Genomic DNA, 17,584 nt, shown 5'->3' on the forward strand with positions numbered 1-17,584 from the left:
ATACGTCGGCCAACGAACATCGCTTTGATAGCCCAAATCTCATTCCTCATTTCAGTTCCTGCATCTCCACCAGCTTTTTATAAAAGCCGTTTTGTGCTAAAAGGCTGCTGTGAGTACCCCGTTCTACAATTTTTCCTTTTTGAAGTACAATGATCTCATCGGCATTCCGGATGGTGCTCAGGCGATGGGCGATCACGAGGCTGGTCCGGTTCTGCATCATTTTATTGATGGCATCCTGTACCAGCCGTTCACTTTCGGTATCCAGGGATGAGGTTGCTTCGTCCAGGATCAGGATCGGCGGATTCTTTAGCACGGCGCGAGCAATGGTAAGGCGCTGGCGCTCGCCACCACTCAGTTTGCTGCCACGGTCGCCGATATTGGTGTCATATCCTTGCTCCTTGAGGACGATGAAGGGGTGCGCATTAGCAATTTTTGCCGCGTGGATGATCGCTTCCGTGGTTGCCGTGGCATGGCCCAGCGCAATATTGTTGGCAATGGTATCATTAAATAAGATCGGTTCCTGGGTTACAATACTCAATAGGTTCCGGATGGTGTGCAGCGAATATTCTTTGATATTGACCCCATCGATAAAGACCCCGCCACCCGTTACATCATGAAAGCGTGGCACCAGGTCGGCCAGGGTCGATTTCCCCGCACCGGAAGATCCTACCAGCGCAACGGTCTGGCCCTTTTTTATGGTCAGGTCGATGTTTTGTAAAATTACCTGCTCATTATAGGCAAATGTTGCGTTCCGGAATTCGATCTCTTTTTCAAATAGCTCCAGGGTTTTGCCATGGGGATTATCGTCTACGGTAACCGGCGTTTTCAGCACCTCTTCGATCCGGTTGATGGCCGCGGAGCCTTTATTTAAATTACTGAAGGAAGTGGAAAGTGTTTTAATGGGATTGATGAGGTTGTAGAACATAGCCAGGTAAGCAAAAAAGGCCGGTGCGCGCAGATCGATGCTGTCCGATAATATCAGCCTACCTCCAAACCATAAGATGCCTACAAAAACCAGAACGCCTAAAAATTCAGACATGGGGGAAGCCATGTCCCGTCTGCGGCTGATCCGGTTCTTGGCATTCGTTAGCTGGTCATTTACGGTGTCGAACCTTCCTTTTAGAACCCTTTCCACATTAAAGGCCTTGATCACCCGCAGGCCATTCAGCGTCTCATCGAGGATGGAGAGTGATTCGCCCAGTTTGATGGCAGCTTCGTTGGACGGACGTTTCAGGGCTTTTGAAATGCGGCCCAGGATAAGGCCAATTACCGGGATACAGAGTAAAATAGATCCGGTAAGCAGGGGGCTGATCAGGAACAGGGCGATCAGTGTAAAGATAATGTTCAGCGGGTCCTTGATCCATCCTTCCAGCACGCCGATCACCGATCCTTCCACTTCGTTCACATCATTGGTGACCCGGCTGATGAGATCGCCTTTCCGCTGCTCGGTAAAATAACCGATCGGAAGGCCCAGGATCTTGTCATAAATATCGGCGCGGAACCGGTTAACGATCTGGTTTTTGATGGGGTTCAATACATAGGAAGACAGGTAAAGGAACAGGTTCTTCAGGAAAATGGCTATTACCAGCACGATACAGATCATCCCCAGTAACTGTGCCGGGGTCAGCTGCGCCCCGTTTACAAGGTGCAGGAGGTAGCCTTTCATGTCCGTTAGCAGACCCGGATCTTTAGCGGCAGGAGCTTCGGGTTTGTTACCGTAAAAGATGATGTCAAAAAAAGGCTGCAATAAAGCGAAGCTGAAAAGCGCGAAAACAATGGATAAGATCGTGAACAGGAAATAAAGAAGAATGCCGCCCGAATAGGGCCGCAGATAATATAAAACCCGTGAATATTTTTTCATTCTGAAGGGATATGATCACTAAAACCTGTAAAGTAACTAATTTTACATGGAACAGAAAGAGAAGATTATGCAGGAAAGTAAACGTCAGAAGCAGGTAGCCGCGCTGCTCAATGAAGAGATCAACGGCATTTTTCAAAAGCTGGGCCTCAATATGGTCGATGGTGGCATGGTTTCGATATCGGGGGTGAAGGTGACGCCCGATCTGCTGGAAGCGCGTTTTTACCTCAGCTTTTTTCAGGTAAGCGATGCAGAAGCGGCCCTGAAGAAAATTGAAGAACGGCATCATGAAATAAAAAAAGAGCTGGCTGCCGCTGTCCGGCACCAGTTGCGCAACATCCCGGTGTTGAAATTTTATGCGGATGACACGCTGGACCATGTGTTTAAGATGGAAGAGCTGTTTAAAAAAATAGAGGAAGAACGGAAACAAAATCAGAAACCGGAATAGCATCCGGCTAATGGCTGCTATGTTTAAAAATTTAAGTCTGCCTTTGGCATATATTGTTAATGTCCCAATTCCCGATTCTCAAATCTGAAATCATAAAATTTGCAATTTCTATTCGCCTGGCGCTATTTCAAAGCAAAAAAGTCGACCACCGTGATCAATATCATCGCGTGGATCTGTATTGTTGCGATCATGATCGGCACGGCTGCGCTGATCATGGTGCTCAGTGTTTTTAATGGCTTTGAGGGGTTGGTAAAATCGCTGTATTCCTCTTTTTACCCGGATATAAAGGTATTGCCCGCAACAGGAAAATACCTGACGCTGGATAAAAAACGGCTGCAGCAATTAAGAGGTGTTGGCGGCCTGCGCGATTTTTCGCTGGTGGTGGAGGAGAAGGCCATCCTCCGGAACGGGGACAACCAGGCGCTGGTATCGTTAAAAGGCGTGGATGCCCGCTTTCAGACGATCAACGGTATTGTGGAGCATCTGGTGAACGGCCGGTTTGATATCGGCACGGCAGCGCATCCGAAACTGGTGGTAGGCGGCGGCATTGAAGGGTCCCTGGGCATCCGCAGCGGTCCGCATACAGAACCCATGAGCATTTACATTCCCCGTAAAAGCGAATCGGAAGCGTTTGATGTTACCAGTAACATCACACCCGATACCATCCGGAATGCAGGCACATTTGTGATCCAGCAGGATTTTGACAATAAATATGCGCTCACCCAGATCGATTTCCTGAAGCAGGCAATGGCGCTGGCACCCAACGAATTCAGCGGTATTGAAATTGCAGTAACCGATCCTTCGGTCACCGCCCGTGTGCAGCAATCCCTTCAGCAGTTGTTTGGCAAGGGCTACAAGGTACAGGATCGCTACCAGCAAAACCAGAGCCTGTATTCCATTATGAACCTGGAGCGCTGGGTTTTTTATGCAGTGCTGAGCCTGATATTGGTGGTAGCGGCTTTTAATATGGTTGGAGCTCTGACCATGCTGGTGCTGGAAAAGCAAAAGGACATCAGCGTGCTGAATGCCCTTGGCGCCGACCGCGGTTTTATCCTGAAAGTATTTCTGAGTGAAGGCTTTTTGCTGGCCGTGATCGGGGGGGGAATGGGGATGCTGCTGGCGCTGCTCCTGGTGATCCTGCAGCAACAGTTTCATCTGGTGCCTTTGCAGGGCGGCTCTTTTCTGATCGATTATTTTCCGGTGGCATTAAAACTGCGCGACTTCCTGCTGGTGGCGGTAACCGTTTTGGTGATCGCGTTTGTAGCTTCATGGACACCCGCCCGCAAGGCCTCAAGAAAAGAATTCTCATTGAAAGCAGAATAGGCACAAAAAAAATGGTTACCGTTTTTAACCAGTAGCCATCTATATATTGTTCTTTTTTTTGGATTCGCTGACAGGCTTTGGAACAAACCAGAAACGTTCAACCTTAAACCTGGAACTTAATAATCTCCCAGCGTTTCCGGCAGCTGCTCCAGTGCTTTGGCCAGCTGCTCGTCGTTGGGGGCAATACCATGCCAGCCGTGGTCGTTTTCCATAAAATCGATGCCTTTACCCATGATCGTATGCATCATGATGGCGATCGGTTTTCCTTTGCCGGCGGCAGCTTTGGCTTTCTCCAGTGTGCCTACGACCTCATCCATATCGTTACCGTTCATTTCCATCACTTCCCAGTCAAATGCCCGGAACTTACCGGCCAGGTTACCCATGTTCAGTACTTTATCGGTAGGTCCGTCAATCTGCTGGCCGTTCCAGTCAACAGTAGCGATCAGGTTGTCTACTTTATGCGCAGCGGCAAACATGATCGCTTCCCAGTTCTGTCCTTCATTCAGCTCCCCATCGCCATGGAGTGAAAATACCAGGTGGGTATCGTTGTTCAATTTTTTGCTCAGTGCCGCGCCGATCGCCACGCTCATGCCCTGCCCCAGCGATCCGCTGGCAACCCGGATACCCGGAAGGTGCTCGTGTGTGGCCGGATGGCCCTGCAAACGGCTGTTTATTTTACGGAAGGTAGCCAGTTCTTTTACATCAAAGTATCCTGAACGGGCCAGGACCGAATAGAATACGGGGGAGATATGGCCGTTTGACAGGAAGAAGAGGTCTTCATTGATGCCGTCCATATTAAAAGCAGGATCGTGCTCCATTTCTTTAAAATACAGGGCAGTCAAAAAATCGGCGCATCCGAGAGAGCCCCCGGGGTGGCCGCTGTTTGCTCCGTGCACCATTCTTACAATATCACGTCTAACCTGTGATGCGATTTCCTGTAAACTTGCCATAATCTGTTTTTTGAACAGCAAAAGTGCATTTTTTTTTTGACAATTCCTGTTCATTAGCAATGAATTCTGACCCTGCCGGAATTTATTTTATCATTAAAATGTGCATAAAAATTGGTATCTTGGTGATAAATCTTACTTTTGTTCTTGTAAACCTTATTTGATGCTTGAAATTCTGGTAACAGCTATAATTGCTTTTATAGTTGCGTTTCTCGCAATTCCGGTTGTAATGCTCATCGCTGACAAGAAGAAATTGTATGATATACCGGATGAAAGAAAATTACATACACATGCAATTGCCTCTTTAGGTGGGGTGGGTGTTTTTGTCGGGTTTCTTTTTGCGGGTCTGCTCTGTATTAGTTTTTCCAATGCCCCGGAAATGCGTTATTTCCTGGCTGCGGCTACACTGACCTTCTTTATCGGGCTTAAGGACGATATCATAGCCTTATCTGCTACAAAAAAATTCGTGGCACAGATCATTGCGGCGGCCATCATCATCCATCTGGGTGGGGTACGGCTTGAAAGCATGCATGGTGTTTTTGGAATGGAGACCCTGGATCCGATGTACGGGGTGCCCTTAACCTATTTTACCATTATCCTCATCATCAATGCGTATAATTTAATCGATGGTATTGATGGTCTTTCCGGAAGCCTGGGCCTGATGGCCACCCTGCTTTTCGGAACCTATTTCCTCCTGGCAAAAATGTATCCGTACGCGGCCTTCTCCTTCGGGCTTTCCGCGGCATTGATGGCCTTCCTGATCTTTAACTATCATCCCGCGAAGATCTTTATGGGTGATTCCGGCTCGTTGCTGGTAGGAATGGTTGTATCCATACTGGTATTGAAATTTATCAGCGTTGCCAGCGAGCCGGGTGCCGCGCTTCCGATAGCCTCTGCGGTTGCGGTGGGTGTATCGGTGCTGATCGTACCGCTGGTGGATACGATCCGTGTTTTTGGGAACCGGATCCTGCGCGGGCGGTCTCCTTTTTCGCCGGACAGGAACCATGTGCACCACCTGTTGCTGGACAGGGGACTGGGGCATTCCACGGTGACGCTGATCTGCGTATCGGCCAATATTTCCCTGATCCTGGTTACGTATCTGTGCCGTAATTTCGGAGATACGGCCCTGATCCTGGCCTTATTTGGAACATCCTTTGTGGCGCTGGCCATTCTTTACTATACGTTACCCAAAAGAAAGCTGGTCATTCACCGCAGGTATGTGGTCAATCAAACAAAACAGGAGCGGATCCCAACCGCGTCACAGTCCAAAGTGATCAACCTGCAAACCAAGGAAAAAGTTCAGAATCACGTACATTAGGCGATCGTAATTTCTTCATTTCAGGCACAGTACTCCATAGTTTCAGTTCCATTCATTAGATTTGCAGTCTTTAAATTTTTTGATTTTATGCAGGAACAAGTAAGTAAGCTTATTGAATCGTCGGAGGAGAGTATGAAGAAAGCCATCACTCACCTGGAATCAGAGCTGGCCAAAATAAGGGCCGGGAAGGCAACCCCGCAAATACTGGATGGAATTTATGTAGACTATTACGGATCTGCGATGCCGATCAACCAGGTGGGGAACATTACCGTGCTGGACGCCCGTACCCTCAATATTCAACCCTGGGAAAAGAATATGCTGCAGCCCATTGAACGGGCCATCATTGCGGCAAACATTGGCCTGAATCCCCAGAACGATGGTGTCAATATCCGTTTGTTTTTGCCCCCGCTTACAGAAGAGCGCAGGAAGGAATTGGTAAAAAAGAGTCTTGGAGAGGGGGAAAATTCAAAGATCGGGGTCCGGAGTGCCCGGAGGGAAGTGATCGAGGGTATTAAAAGACTGCAGAAGGAAGGACTGAGCGAAGATGGAATGAAAGACGCCGAAGCCACCGCACAACAGCTGACAGACAAATACATTGCGATTGTTGAAAAGTATCTTGCCGTAAAGGAAAAAGAAATAATGGCCGTTTGATGGGATGCCGTCTGTCCGGAACAACCAGTAATCCGAATCACTTTTTATAACTTAAAAACTCAATTACATGGGAATGTTTAAAGAATTTAAGGAATTTGCCATTAAGGGGAATGCGGTTGACCTCGCAGTGGGTGTGATCATCGGTGGTGCATTTGGTAAAATTGTTACCAGCATCATTGATGACCTGATCATGCCGGTTGTAGGCGCCATTATCGGAAAGCCTGATTTCAGCAGCCTTTACCTCGTGCTGAAAGGAAATGTGCCACCCGGAACCAAGCTGGAAGAAGCCCGCAAGATCGCCGACACGTCCATTTTTGCCTATGGTAACTTTATCACCATTGCAATTAATTTCCTGTTGCTGGCACTGGTCATCTTCTGGATGGTGAAAGCCATGAATAAAATGAAAAAAGAAACGCCGCCGCCCCCGGCTGAGGGACCATCTTCTACGGATCAGTTGCTGATGGAGATCCGGGACGCGTTGAAAAAGCAATAAAAAATCTGCCCAATTTATGCACAAACGCCCTGTAACAGCAGGGCGTTTTTTAGTGTCAGGGGCTTATTTGTTACATTTGTCTTCTTTTACCGATTTAAAGTTTTTTTAAGTGAGCACAACCTACCAGATAAAACTTTCGCAGTTTGAAGGCCCGTTTGATCTGCTCCTGTTCTTTATTGAACGGGATGAGCTGGATATTTACAATATCCCCATTACACAGATCACCAACGATTTTCTGGCGTACATAAGAGAACAGGATGCGCTGAACATCGAGTTATCCAGCGAATTCATTCTTTTTGTTTCCACGCTCATGCGCATCAAGGCAAAAATGCTGATCCCGCGCAAGGAGCTGGATGCGCAGGGCAATGAGATCGACCCGCGGGAGGAGCTGGTAAACAAAATACTGGAGTACAAGCGCTTTAAAGAGGCTTCTGCACAAATGGCCGAGCTGGAGGCGATGCGGATGCTGATGGTAAAGAGAGGCAATATTCAAAAGGAGCTGTCGGCCATTGGAGAGGAAGCAGGCGAAGGAACGGAGATCCATGCCATCACGATGTTTAAACTCATGAAGGCCTTTGAAAAAGCGATGCAGCGGTATTCTGATAAGGTCAACCAGCCGGTACATACCGTAGTGCGGTACAATTATACGATGGAGAACAGCCGGGCAAAGGTGATGGAGGAAGCAGGACGCTCCAAGACCCTTTCGTTTGAAAAACTTTTTGATTATGCAGAAACAAGGGTTCAGGCCATCTTCCTTTTTCTTTCGGTGCTGGAGCTGGTGCAGCAAAGCTTTTTGAAGATCATGACCGGCGAAGGGAAGAACAACTTTATCCTGGAATTCGTTGAGCCGGAAGACCGGGAAGAGGCCATGACGACTATCGAATCTACATTCTCTTAACCATAAAATAATAAAGGCATGAAACGTTTTGCAACAGCCAACTGGCAGGGAACAGGTAAGGAAGGAACCGGTAAGACTTCCACGCAATCGGGCGTGTTGAACGATACCCCCTATTCCTTTAAGACACGGTTTGAGGAAGGCAATCCCGGTACCAATCCCGAGGAGCTGGTAGCGGCGGCCCATGCAGGTTGCTTTACTATGAAGCTGAGTTTTGTATTGAATGAGGCCGGTTTTACGGCCACGAATATTGATACAAAGTGTACGGTTACTTTTGAAAATGGCGCTGTAACAGAAAGCCATCTTGAGGTGCAGGCTGCTGTTCCGGGCATTGATCAGTTAACATTTGATGCCGCTATTAAAGATGCGGAAGCCAATTGCCCTATCAGCAAATTGCTGAATACAAAGATCACTTCTGCGGCTACATTGGTCGGCTGACCATCTTCCCGTGGTGTCTTCGGAAGGAGACGCCCGGGAAATGCATATCGGCTGCATTATGCCCAATCGGTTTCCCCCGGCTTTAAATGGGCAACATAAGATTGAAGGGCGATCCTGCCCTGCTGAACCATGTGTTTCATCTTCTCCGGTTCAAAAACGAGTCCGCCCGGCCCGCCATCCAGGGCATTGTCGGGTTGTATCACGTGCAGCTTTATGGAAGCACCGTCTGCCGGGTTTTGGAAGCCTGGATGGGTGCTGCCGAAATAGCGCTCCAGGGCAGCCGCTGAAATACCGTCGGCCTTCATTGCCGCTTTTACCTGGTTGATATAGTTGACAAACCGGATGTATTGCCGCGGGGCAAAAAGGTCATTGTCGGCCACATCTGTTATAAAAACGGCGATGGTCTGCATTAAAACAGAAAGCAGGTCGTTATAAGTGCCGGGGTCTGGGGAGCTGCTCCTGGCCGAGAGCAGGATGGAAAACAACTCATCCGCGCCGGTTTCCAGCGCAATTCCGATACCGGCATATTCGCGGGTTCCGCCATCAACATACTGGTATCCCGGGTTTGCAGCCCCCGGCATATCTTTGTCGATGCGTACCGGCGGCATAAATACCGGCTGACTGGCCGATGCCATTACGGCTCTCCTGAAATGCTCTGCATTTTGAATCTTTCTGATACGGTAGTAACTGCCGATGGCTGCAGGGTGGGGATCTGTTGTATATACCACCAGCTCCTGGGTTTGCAGGCAGGTAGTGGTCAGGTAGATCTTCTTGCGGGCGGCGATCAGACGGCTATAAAAAGCATCTGTATAGATCTGCCGCACCCGCGCTCCCAATCCATTGGCCGTATAGATAGAAGTGCCGTTCCATATACTGGCTCCGAGGTTGTGTTCTTCCAGGAGATCGCCGGTGGTAACATTTGTGTACAGGGATTCCAGCACATCCAGCTCATTCATGGCTGCCAGTGGAGCGATCAGCGCACCGGTGCTGGTGCCTACTACCGTGTCAAAAACCAACCGGTAGGTTACCGCCAGGTCTTTGACAACGCCAACAGCAAATGCGCCTTTGGATCCCCCGCCGCTTATGATGAGCGCTTTGTTCATAACCGTTTATTCAAATTGGTGTTTTACCTTTTTGGCTTTATTGAACTGGTAGGCGATAAATGACCGGAACCACCAGCTGTTCAGATGGTAATCCCGCTGGGCCGTAACCCCCAGCTGTATTTTTTGCAACAGTTCCAATCCAATGCCTCCGCCGGCCATTCTTTGCTGATGGGTGCCCCAGTTGGCTTCGGCCAGCAACTGCAAATTACCAAAAGCCAGTGCCATGGGTCTTTTCGTCCGCAAATCGGCCAGTTTTAAAGCTGCTGCCGGACCAAACAGCCCCGAAAGTTTTTTATTGTTGTAAACGATGCCGGCATTGGCGCCCAGTCGCAGCCGGTCGGCAATAACGGTCACCTGCGGACTTAAAGCCACCCCACCGCTATACAGGTCCGGTGTAGCGGTTCTGAAACCGGTTGTAAACCCATTGTCGAGTTTCAGTAATAAGATGCCGCCCTTTGTAAATTCGGTAATCTGCTTCTTCTGCGCATTTGCTGAAGGAAAAAGCAGCACCAGTATCAGAACGAGGGTTCCTGTTTTTATAGGCATCGGAGGAAGTTTCCTTAAAGTTACGATTTTGTACGCCGAAAGGATACCGCCAATTTGGGGGGTGCATAACATTTTTCTGATTCGTGAGAACCCGAATCAGGGCGCGGCCCAATGTGGCGGGCCGGAAACCGGGAAGACAAAAAGGCGGGCCTGTCAATCTATAAGACTTGCCGTCTTACTGACTTTCCGGCTGAAAAATACTTTTTAGTCAGCCCCACAATAAATGGATAAAGATAATTGGTACCGGTTCCTTATAAGGGCTGATCCTGTTTGATACCCGATGCCCATTCACACATAGTCACATTCGCACATCTCTACATGCTCAAATCAGCCATCTTGTGGCAAATGGACAGCCTTTTACCGGGAAGGTTCTTTCACCGGCCGTTCCTTATTGGCCCAATAGGTAAAATGATTGATGAGCACCCGTAGTTCGTGAAACTCAAAAACCGGTAGGGCGCTTTTGGCGACGGTAATAGAAGCCCATTTTCCCGGCTCAAAAGCCTGGTTAAAGATGCGCAGTTGCTCTTCGGAGAAAAGGGTATGAATGTCGAGGATCCCAACCTGGGCAACCCGGGCAAAATGCCCGTAAACCGTGCTGACTGCCAGGTTGCGGGTAGCTGCAATTTCTTCCGGCGTCTTTCCTTCGTCCAGCAGGCTGTAGCTGACCAGGTGCGAAGGCCGGTCTTTTTCTTTTACATATGTTTCCATCGTTTTTTCCTCCGGCAGCAGTTTCTTCTCCAGGAACACTGCATTTTTCATCCCCCGCAGGTAGGCTTCCAGCTCTGTCATCAATGCTTCGAGGACCCGGGTGTAACTTTTAACGCCCTTCAGATTTTTAGTACTGGCGTAATGCACCTTCAGCGGAGTAAAGACCTGCTGTTGTACCTGGTCAAAAAAATAGTTCGCCGCAGCGGCACCTTTTTCGGGGATCTGCTCCCAAAGATCCGGAGGGGCATCACGCATTTTGCGCTGAACAAAATGTTCAAATTTGATGAAGGTGTTTTCGAGCGCCCGGCAGGTCTCTTTTACCTGCGCTGATACGGCGGAAAGCGCTTCCTGGCTGATCTGAAGATTGCCTTCACCGGCTTCTATCCAGCGTTCCATAGCCGTAAGAAAAGCAGCACAGTTGAGCGTGCGCAGCAGTTTGCTGACGGCAAAAGCATGTTTCTCTGTTTCGTAGATCTGCTCCATTTTTTCGGAGGCATTGGTAGCTTCATGAAAATCGGAGATCCGGGTATCCCTGAAAATATTGGAGGCCCTGATGGGCGATTTTAAAACAATGCCCTCCAGTGTGCGGCAGCGGCTTAAGGCCACGTACACCTGCCCGCTGGTAAATGAAGCACCCGCGTCAATGATCACCCGGTCAAAAGTAAGCCCCTGGCTTTTGTGGATGGTAACGGCCCAGGCCAGCCGGAAGGGATATTGTTCGTAGCTGCCCACGACCTCCTCCTGGATCTCTTTTTTATCATTGAGGGAGTATTTTTTGTTTTCCCAGATCTCCCGTTCTACCGCCAGCTCGGCCTCCGAGCCTTCGGGGATTACGATGATCTTGTCTTCTTCTGCCCGTACCACTTTGGCCAGCCGCCCATTATAATATTTTTTCGCCTCCGACCCGTCATTGCGGATGAACATCACCTGGGCTTCCGGTTTTAATACCAGGTTGGGATCGTTGGGATAAAGCTGTTCTTTAAAATCACCGGTAATGACGGCCGGGCAGGAGATGCCGGATCCGGGCAGATCGTTCAGCCGGCGGGTATTGATGCCGTCGGCCATATAGTTGTGCGACACCAGGTATACATAGCGGTCCTGCGGCTCAAAGCCCGGCTGATACCGGGTATTCAGCAGGGGAAAATCAATCTGGTAGGTTTCGCCTTCGCGGATGGAATTGAGCAGCGCAATAAAAACGGGATCGCTTTGCCGGAATACGGTTGTAAGCTCAATGGTGACAAAAGGAGTGCTCTTGAGGGCCTTCGATTCAAAGAAATAAGGAGAGGAATAAAAGGCGGCCAGCAGTTTTTCCGAGGAAGCTTTTACCACCGGCGGAAGCTGGTACAGGTCGCCGATCAGTAAAAGCTGTACCCCGCCAAACGCCAGGGTAGAGCGCCTTGCGGTTTTGAGCGCCAGGTCGATCATGTCCAGCACATCGGCCCGGAGCATGGATACTTCATCGATGATCAGGATCTCCAGCGCCCTCAAAAGCTCCAGCTTTTCTTTCCGGTATTTAAAATGGGGGAGCAGCTGTGGAATATTGATCGCTTCGTTCCGGTCAACGGGATCCATTGTGGGGATAAACGAAGTAAGCGGCAACCCGAACATGGAATGGATGGTGACCCCGCCGGCATTGATCGCAGCAATACCAGTGGGGGCTACCACGATGCTGTTTTTGATGGTTCTGCGGATAAAATCGTTCAGGAAGGTTGTTTTCCCGGTTCCGGCCTTCCCGGTTAAGAAAACGTTCCGCTGGGTGAACTCTATGATATTGTATATTTTTTCAGACAATGAAATGCGGCTTTTGGTATTTTCAGATAGGTGCTGCAAAGATAACGGTTAATTTTTAATATGTAGATCAGCAGGGATATAAGGACCCCGCCATTGTATGAACCACAGCGATCCGGAGAAACGGAAGTTACGCAGCGGGATGCCATTATCGCTCTGCGTAGATCTCAGCGGCTTATTGCTCCGCGCCAGCCCGGAAGATCCGTTCCGGCGGGGAGAAAGGGCGCATGATACAAAATGTTATACCCATAACCGTGGATGGATCAGGCTTCCGATTCAGAAGGATCATGGGTATTAAAGCTCCCGTTTTTATATGTGCAAACTGACCCCGGATGGCCTGCGGTCAGGTGAAGATCACCTTTAGGCGTATGGGGCAGGAACCGGCGGAAAGGCCTTTCCCAATGCTGCCGGACCGGACCGCCGGAAAATTACCCCAGAGGGTGATGTCTGCCTTGTACGCAGAAGCGCAGCAATGATAAAAATAGGCTATTTTTAGGGCCATAAAAATCATCAAATGAGCTACAGCAAAATCGATAACAATATACTCCGGCAGATCGTCTTGATCCTGTTGATCGGGCTTCTTGGCTTTATGATCTTTTTTAATCTCCGGTACTTTACTCCCGGCGCTCTTGGCGCCATCACCCTGTACATTCTTTTCCGAAAGACTTTTTTCCGACTTACGGAGCAGCAAAACTGGCGCAAATCGGCGGCCAGCTTTTTCTTTATGTTTGTGACGTTGGCGGTCATTGCGTTGCCCCTGTGGCTGATCATTGAGGTAATGATCCCGCAGATCAGCAATCTGCTGGCCAACAAGCAGGTGATCATCGAAAAGTTCAATGCGGTAAAAGCATTTATCGCCAGTAAGCCGCTGCTCAATCGTATCAACCTTTCTGACGAATCGCTGCTGCGTGCATTGGGGAAAGTGACCGCCTATTTCCCGGGTATTCTGAATTCTGTTGCCGAGATCTTTGTAAATATTTTTACCGCGCTGTTCATCCTTTATTTCATGCAGGTCAATGCAAGAGGTATGGAAAAGCGGATCCGGCTGTTCATACCGTTCAGTGATGACAATACCCATACGCTGTGGGAAGAGACCAAAATGATGGTGCGTGCCAATGCCCTGGGCATCCCCATCCTGGCCTTATGCCAGGGGTTGGTGGCAGTACTGGGCTACTGGATCTTTGGGGTGGATAATTTTGTAATGTGGGGACTGGTCACCGGTGCGGCCTCCATGATCCCCGCGGTGGGCACTATGATCATCTGGGTACCGATCTGTATTGTTGTTTTTGCCACCGGGCATGTGGGCAATGGGATCGGGCTTACATTGTACTGCCTGATCGCTGTGGGGGGCATAGACAATGTGCTGCGGTTTACCATTCTTAAAAGGATCGGAGACATCCACCCGCTGATCACCGTATTTGGGGTGATCCTCGGACTGAAGCTGTTTGGCATTATGGGGCTTATTTTCGGCCCGTTATTTATGTCTTATTTCCTGCTGCTGATCCAGGTTTACCGCATCGAGTTTGGCAGGAAGAGCGACAATCTTCCGCATGGACCGGAAACGGTTGGTGTGATCCAGAAAAAATAATACCGCGGATGAAGCTGCTGCAACTGACTGCCTTGTTTTTGTGGATCCAGGTTACCTGCGAAGCCCAGTACCTGTACGGAAGGCTGGAGCGGAAATATGCCCCGGAGGAAATGAAGGAGGATGTGGCGCAGCTTTATGGCGACCTGAAAAAAAATCATCCGGACCTTACCCGGTTTATAAGCACCGGCGTTCTGCAAAAAGCTTTTGACAGTCTCCGGTCTGGTCTCACGGATTCATTAACGGCCCGGGATCTGTATTACCGCTTGCTTCCGGTACTAAGCAGGATCGGCGACGGGCATATCGGCATTAATTATTTTGAACCGGACAGGATCACCCCGGAGGATGCAGCAGGATATGCATTGGCCTACCATTCGCCGTTTGACTCCCTAAGCCTGTGTTTCATAGGCAAAAAGATCTTCGTGCGGGATCACCGGGCAAAGCATAAAAGGATCCCTGCAGGTGCGGAGATCATAAGTATTAATAGTATAAGGTCCGGAGCGATCATCGATTCGCTGTTCCGGTTTACTTTTTCGGATGGATACAACACCACGTTCAAATATTTTTTTCTGAATTACCGGCGACCGGACGGGCTGTGGAACCATGTATTCCGGTCCTGCAAGTCGCTGCATATTGTGTACAGGGTCAAAAATATACCGGACAGCATCACGGTACAGGGTAAGCCGGCTGCAGCAGCGGCACTGAAACAGTCTCATCCTCAAAAAATGCCGTTTCTTGAGTTTAAACGCATCGATGCCGGTACGGCCTGCCTGAAAGTAAATACGTTTGAGCCGGCTTGGGATACGGCAGACCAACGCATGTTTGCCATGGTGCTCTTAAAGGAGTTTTCGCAAACAAGTCACCTGATCCTTGATCTGCGGGGAAACAACGGAGGCCGGCAGGAACTGATGCTGATGTTGCTCAAAAGCCTGATCTCAAAGCCGGTACGGCCGGTGACCTTTCCGGAGGAGCTGGCTGCTGCTGCTTTGCCCTCATCCGCCGATACCGTCAGGATCAACCAGCAGAATTATATAAAGGAGTATCAATCCCTGGGCTGGGAGCAGGTCGGGCCTTTTAATACATCGTATAAACAACGGCTTTATGTGCTGATCAATGGTGGTACTTTTTCAGCTGCTGCCATCATGGCCTATGCATTGGGCATTGATAAAAGAGCGGTGCTCATCGGGGAGGAAACGGGCGGTGGCAGAAACAGTACAACCGCGGGTATCATGTTCCATAACCAGACAAAATATACAGGCATCGCTTATTCTTTTGGCCTGGTGCCATTCATGGCCACATACCCGTCTTCGGAAACGGGCCACGGTGTACAACCGGATATAAAAATATCCTATACGGTGGATGATTATTTGAATAACCGGGACCTTGAAATGGAACGCGCACTGCAATTGATCGAAGTGGATAAGCGCAAAGGAGAATAATTTGAAAATTTGAGTCCCGATGATGACCGCATGTGCGTCAAGCTAAGGAAGATCATATTAAGATGAGGAGATATATGCGTCAGCATCTGCCATTAACGTATTATCAGATAAAAGCAGATCTTCGTCTGCAGATCGTCGGGCAGGAAACAAAAAACCTGCCCGAACGGGCCGGAGGGTATCAAACCCGGAACAAAAAATTATCCCAGCCGGTACAGCAGTTTTTTTACCAGTCTTGCATTGGTAACTATTGCCATCAAAACAAGCGCAGCTGCCAGTAATACAACCGTCCAGTTTATGAAGGAAGACAGCTCCGGCCGGTTGAACATCACAAAATGATGAAAGGCCCATTGCATGACCTGGGTACAGAGCAGGGCGGTCAGCACAATAAAAATATAGACGGGAATAAATTGATTGGATACATTTTTACCCAGCCACCGTGGCGAGTAACCCAGGGTCAGCAACAGCTCCAGGTTTTGCCGGCTGCGGGCAATAACCAGTTGCAGGTAGAACGAAAACAGCATCAGCGCCAGGATCACGACCAGCAGTCCAAAAATACCCAGCCCGCTGAAGATCCCCTGTAATACGATCTTATTACGCCCCAGCAGGGTTTTATCGCGGCTGATCACATAGTCCTGGGCGTCGAGATAACGGACCAGCTGCGGATCATTGACATCCTTTAATTTGAGGAACAGGCGGCTGGCGTCCTGGCGTTCTTTATGGGAAAAGGTCTTATTGGCCCACTGCAGAAAATTCTTGGGTACCAGTACGGAGTTCACCCGGTCGCTGAAGGCAACAATTCTGCCTGAAAAGGTAAATGCATTGTCCCTCCCGTAGCAGGTGATTTGTACGGGGATGCCCATTGCTGTTTCTTTAGAAAGCTGGGGCAGGCCCTGGCCGGGCGCAAAGATGTTGTAGATCTCAAAAAAATCGGATGATAAAATAATAGGGATCTGCTGATCGCCTTCCTTCCAGGCGAAATTCGGCGGCAAGGTGTCAATAAAGTCATTATCCAGGGCTTCCAGGAACATATCGGTACTGAAGGGCAGTACGCTCCCCGCGCTTAGCTGTACCCGGAAATCATTGGCCAGCAGGGGTGATACGCCGGCGATGAACGGTTGCTTTTTTACTGCTTCGATCTCATCGGCATGAAACAGGTTCTTCTCCGGCTGTCCCATGGTTTCATTGGTGATGTTTTTGGTGATGGACACAAAATCAAAACCGTCTTTACGGATACTGCCTTCCTTCAGCAATTGCTGGATGTTGATGAACATCTGCACCGAGCATAAAAGCAACAGTACGCCAACGCCCAGACCAATATAGGAAAACCAGCGCGATGAGGCGTTGGTGCCGGTATGCAATAAAGGTTTTATGGGCTTAAAGGATAATGCCACAATAAAGATTTACAAATGATACAAATGCGTTGCCGGAAAACTGCCGGCCTTTTCAAGTTCCGCAAAAATGACCAGGGCCTTTCTATGGGCGGTCTCCTCAAGGATCAGCTCTGTAGCTTTTTTTGAGTTGGCATTGTCCAGGTGACTGAAAGGCTCATCCATCAATAGAACGTCAAAAGGCTGCAACAGCGCCCGGATGATCACCGACCGTTGCTGCTCACCATAGGAGCAATTTTTGGCCAGGGCGTTCAGCCGGTGATCAACACCAAGTCGCCGGGCCATTTCGATGATCCGTTCCTGCGGATGGTAAGGGCTGAGCTGCCGTTTGATCTCCAGGTTTTCGAGAATGGTCTGTTCCTCAAAAAGCCGCATGTCCTGCAGGATAATGCTTACATGATCTTTGCGGAGAGCGGCGGTCTCTTCCCTGCTGAACTGTTGTAGCGGCTTGTCATCATACAGCACCGTGCCGCTGTAGCTTTCCCTCATTTTATAAAGAAAATGGATCAGCGATGTTTTACCGGTACCGGAAGGTGCTACAATATTCACAAGGTCACCATTGGAAAAGGAGCGCTCCTTTCCCCAGATCTCTGAGGTGGATTTGCGCTCCTCTTCAAAATATACCGGTAATAAATTCTGTATTTCAAGCGTCATGA

At 49.3% G+C, this 17,584-nt stretch carries 16 protein-coding genes; 9 read left to right on the forward strand and 7 right to left on the reverse strand.

The annotated features are described in order from the left end of the window. Window positions 1–46: 46 nt before the first annotated feature. Window positions 47–1,861, reverse strand: a complete 1,815-nt coding sequence (locus tag B160_RS0106825; protein ID WP_018627149.1) for an ABC transporter ATP-binding protein — start codon at window positions 1,859–1,861, stop codon at window positions 47–49. Between the two features lie 46 nt (window positions 1,862–1,907). On the opposite strand from B160_RS0106825, the gene rbfA reads away from it, so the two are divergent. Next, on the forward strand, window positions 1,908–2,306 hold the full coding sequence (gene rbfA, locus B160_RS0106830; protein WP_018627150.1) for a 30S ribosome-binding factor RbfA: 399 nt from the start codon (window positions 1,908–1,910) through the stop codon (window positions 2,304–2,306). A 99-nt stretch (window positions 2,307–2,405) separates the two neighbouring features. Further along, window positions 2,406–3,629 carry an FtsX-like permease family protein gene (locus B160_RS0106835; RefSeq protein ID WP_018627151.1) on the forward strand — a complete coding sequence of 408 codons (1,224 nt, stop codon included), beginning with the start codon at window positions 2,406–2,408 and terminating at the stop codon, window positions 3,627–3,629. Between the two features lie 116 nt (window positions 3,630–3,745). Here B160_RS0106835 and B160_RS0106840 read toward each other — a convergent pair whose 3' ends face one another. Continuing rightward, on the reverse strand, window positions 3,746–4,579 hold the full coding sequence (locus tag B160_RS0106840) for a transketolase (RefSeq protein WP_026309599.1): 834 nt from the start codon (window positions 4,577–4,579) through the stop codon (window positions 3,746–3,748). A gap of 226 nt (window positions 4,580–4,805) precedes the next feature. Between B160_RS0106840 and B160_RS0106845 the strand changes: the two genes are divergently transcribed. The 5 genes from B160_RS0106845 (at window position 4,806) to B160_RS0106865 (ending at window position 8,371) form a co-directional block, all read left to right on the forward strand. Continuing rightward, on the forward strand, window positions 4,806–5,894 hold the full coding sequence (locus B160_RS0106845; protein ID WP_245562157.1) for an MraY family glycosyltransferase: 1,089 nt from the start codon (window positions 4,806–4,808) through the stop codon (window positions 5,892–5,894). A gap of 87 nt (window positions 5,895–5,981) precedes the next feature. Next, window positions 5,982–6,545: a ribosome recycling factor gene (gene frr / locus B160_RS0106850; protein WP_018627154.1), complete on the forward strand. Its 564-nt coding sequence runs from the start codon at window positions 5,982–5,984 to the stop codon at window positions 6,543–6,545. 67 nt (window positions 6,546–6,612) lie between these two features. Continuing rightward, window positions 6,613–7,038: a large conductance mechanosensitive channel protein MscL gene (mscL, locus tag B160_RS0106855; protein WP_018627155.1), complete on the forward strand. Its 426-nt coding sequence runs from the start codon at window positions 6,613–6,615 to the stop codon at window positions 7,036–7,038. A 109-nt stretch (window positions 7,039–7,147) separates the two neighbouring features. Next, window positions 7,148–7,936: a segregation and condensation protein A gene (locus B160_RS0106860; protein WP_018627156.1), complete on the forward strand. Its 789-nt coding sequence runs from the start codon at window positions 7,148–7,150 to the stop codon at window positions 7,934–7,936. 18 nt (window positions 7,937–7,954) lie between these two features. Then, the gene (locus B160_RS0106865) at window positions 7,955–8,371 is read left to right on the forward strand and encodes an OsmC family protein (protein ID WP_018627157.1); all 417 of its coding nucleotides are present in this window, start codon (window positions 7,955–7,957) and stop codon (window positions 8,369–8,371) included. Between the two features lie 56 nt (window positions 8,372–8,427). On the opposite strand, the gene B160_RS0106870 is transcribed toward B160_RS0106865, so the two are convergent. The 3 genes from B160_RS0106870 to B160_RS0106880 form a co-directional block, all read right to left on the reverse strand. Further along, window positions 8,428–9,474, reverse strand: coding sequence for a patatin-like phospholipase family protein (locus B160_RS0106870; RefSeq protein WP_018627158.1), 1,047 nt, complete (start codon window positions 9,472–9,474; stop codon window positions 8,428–8,430). Between the two features lie 6 nt (window positions 9,475–9,480). Continuing rightward, window positions 9,481–10,020, reverse strand: a complete 540-nt coding sequence (locus B160_RS0106875) for a hypothetical protein (protein WP_018627159.1) — start codon at window positions 10,018–10,020, stop codon at window positions 9,481–9,483. A 357-nt stretch (window positions 10,021–10,377) separates the two neighbouring features. After that, window positions 10,378–12,558, reverse strand: coding sequence for a helix-turn-helix domain-containing protein (locus B160_RS0106880; RefSeq protein WP_018627160.1), 2,181 nt, complete (start codon window positions 12,556–12,558; stop codon window positions 10,378–10,380). 472 nt (window positions 12,559–13,030) lie between these two features. Here B160_RS0106880 and B160_RS28570 point away from each other — a divergent pair, with 472 nt between their 5' ends. Beyond that, window positions 13,031–14,104 carry an AI-2E family transporter gene (locus B160_RS28570; RefSeq protein ID WP_040679532.1) on the forward strand — a complete coding sequence of 358 codons (1,074 nt, stop codon included), beginning with the start codon at window positions 13,031–13,033 and terminating at the stop codon, window positions 14,102–14,104. Window positions 14,105–14,112: 8 nt separating this feature from the next. Next, window positions 14,113–15,540, forward strand: a complete 1,428-nt coding sequence (locus B160_RS0106900; RefSeq protein WP_018627164.1) for a S41 family peptidase — start codon at window positions 14,113–14,115, stop codon at window positions 15,538–15,540. Between the two features lie 197 nt (window positions 15,541–15,737). Here B160_RS0106900 and B160_RS0106905 read toward each other — a convergent pair whose 3' ends face one another. Together B160_RS0106905 and B160_RS0106910 are read right to left on the reverse strand one after the other, a co-directional pair. Next, complete coding sequence (locus tag B160_RS0106905) at window positions 15,738–16,931, reverse strand: FtsX-like permease family protein (RefSeq protein ID WP_018627165.1); 1,194 nt, start codon at window positions 16,929–16,931, stop codon at window positions 15,738–15,740. Between the two features lie 9 nt (window positions 16,932–16,940). After that, on the reverse strand, window positions 16,941–17,582 hold the full coding sequence (locus B160_RS0106910) for an ATP-binding cassette domain-containing protein (RefSeq protein ID WP_018627166.1): 642 nt from the start codon (window positions 17,580–17,582) through the stop codon (window positions 16,941–16,943). Window positions 17,583–17,584: the final 2 nt, after the last annotated feature.

The organism is Niabella aurantiaca DSM 17617, from assembly GCF_000374125.1.
Taxonomy (GTDB): Bacteria; Bacteroidota; Bacteroidia; order Chitinophagales; family Chitinophagaceae; genus Niabella; species Niabella aurantiaca.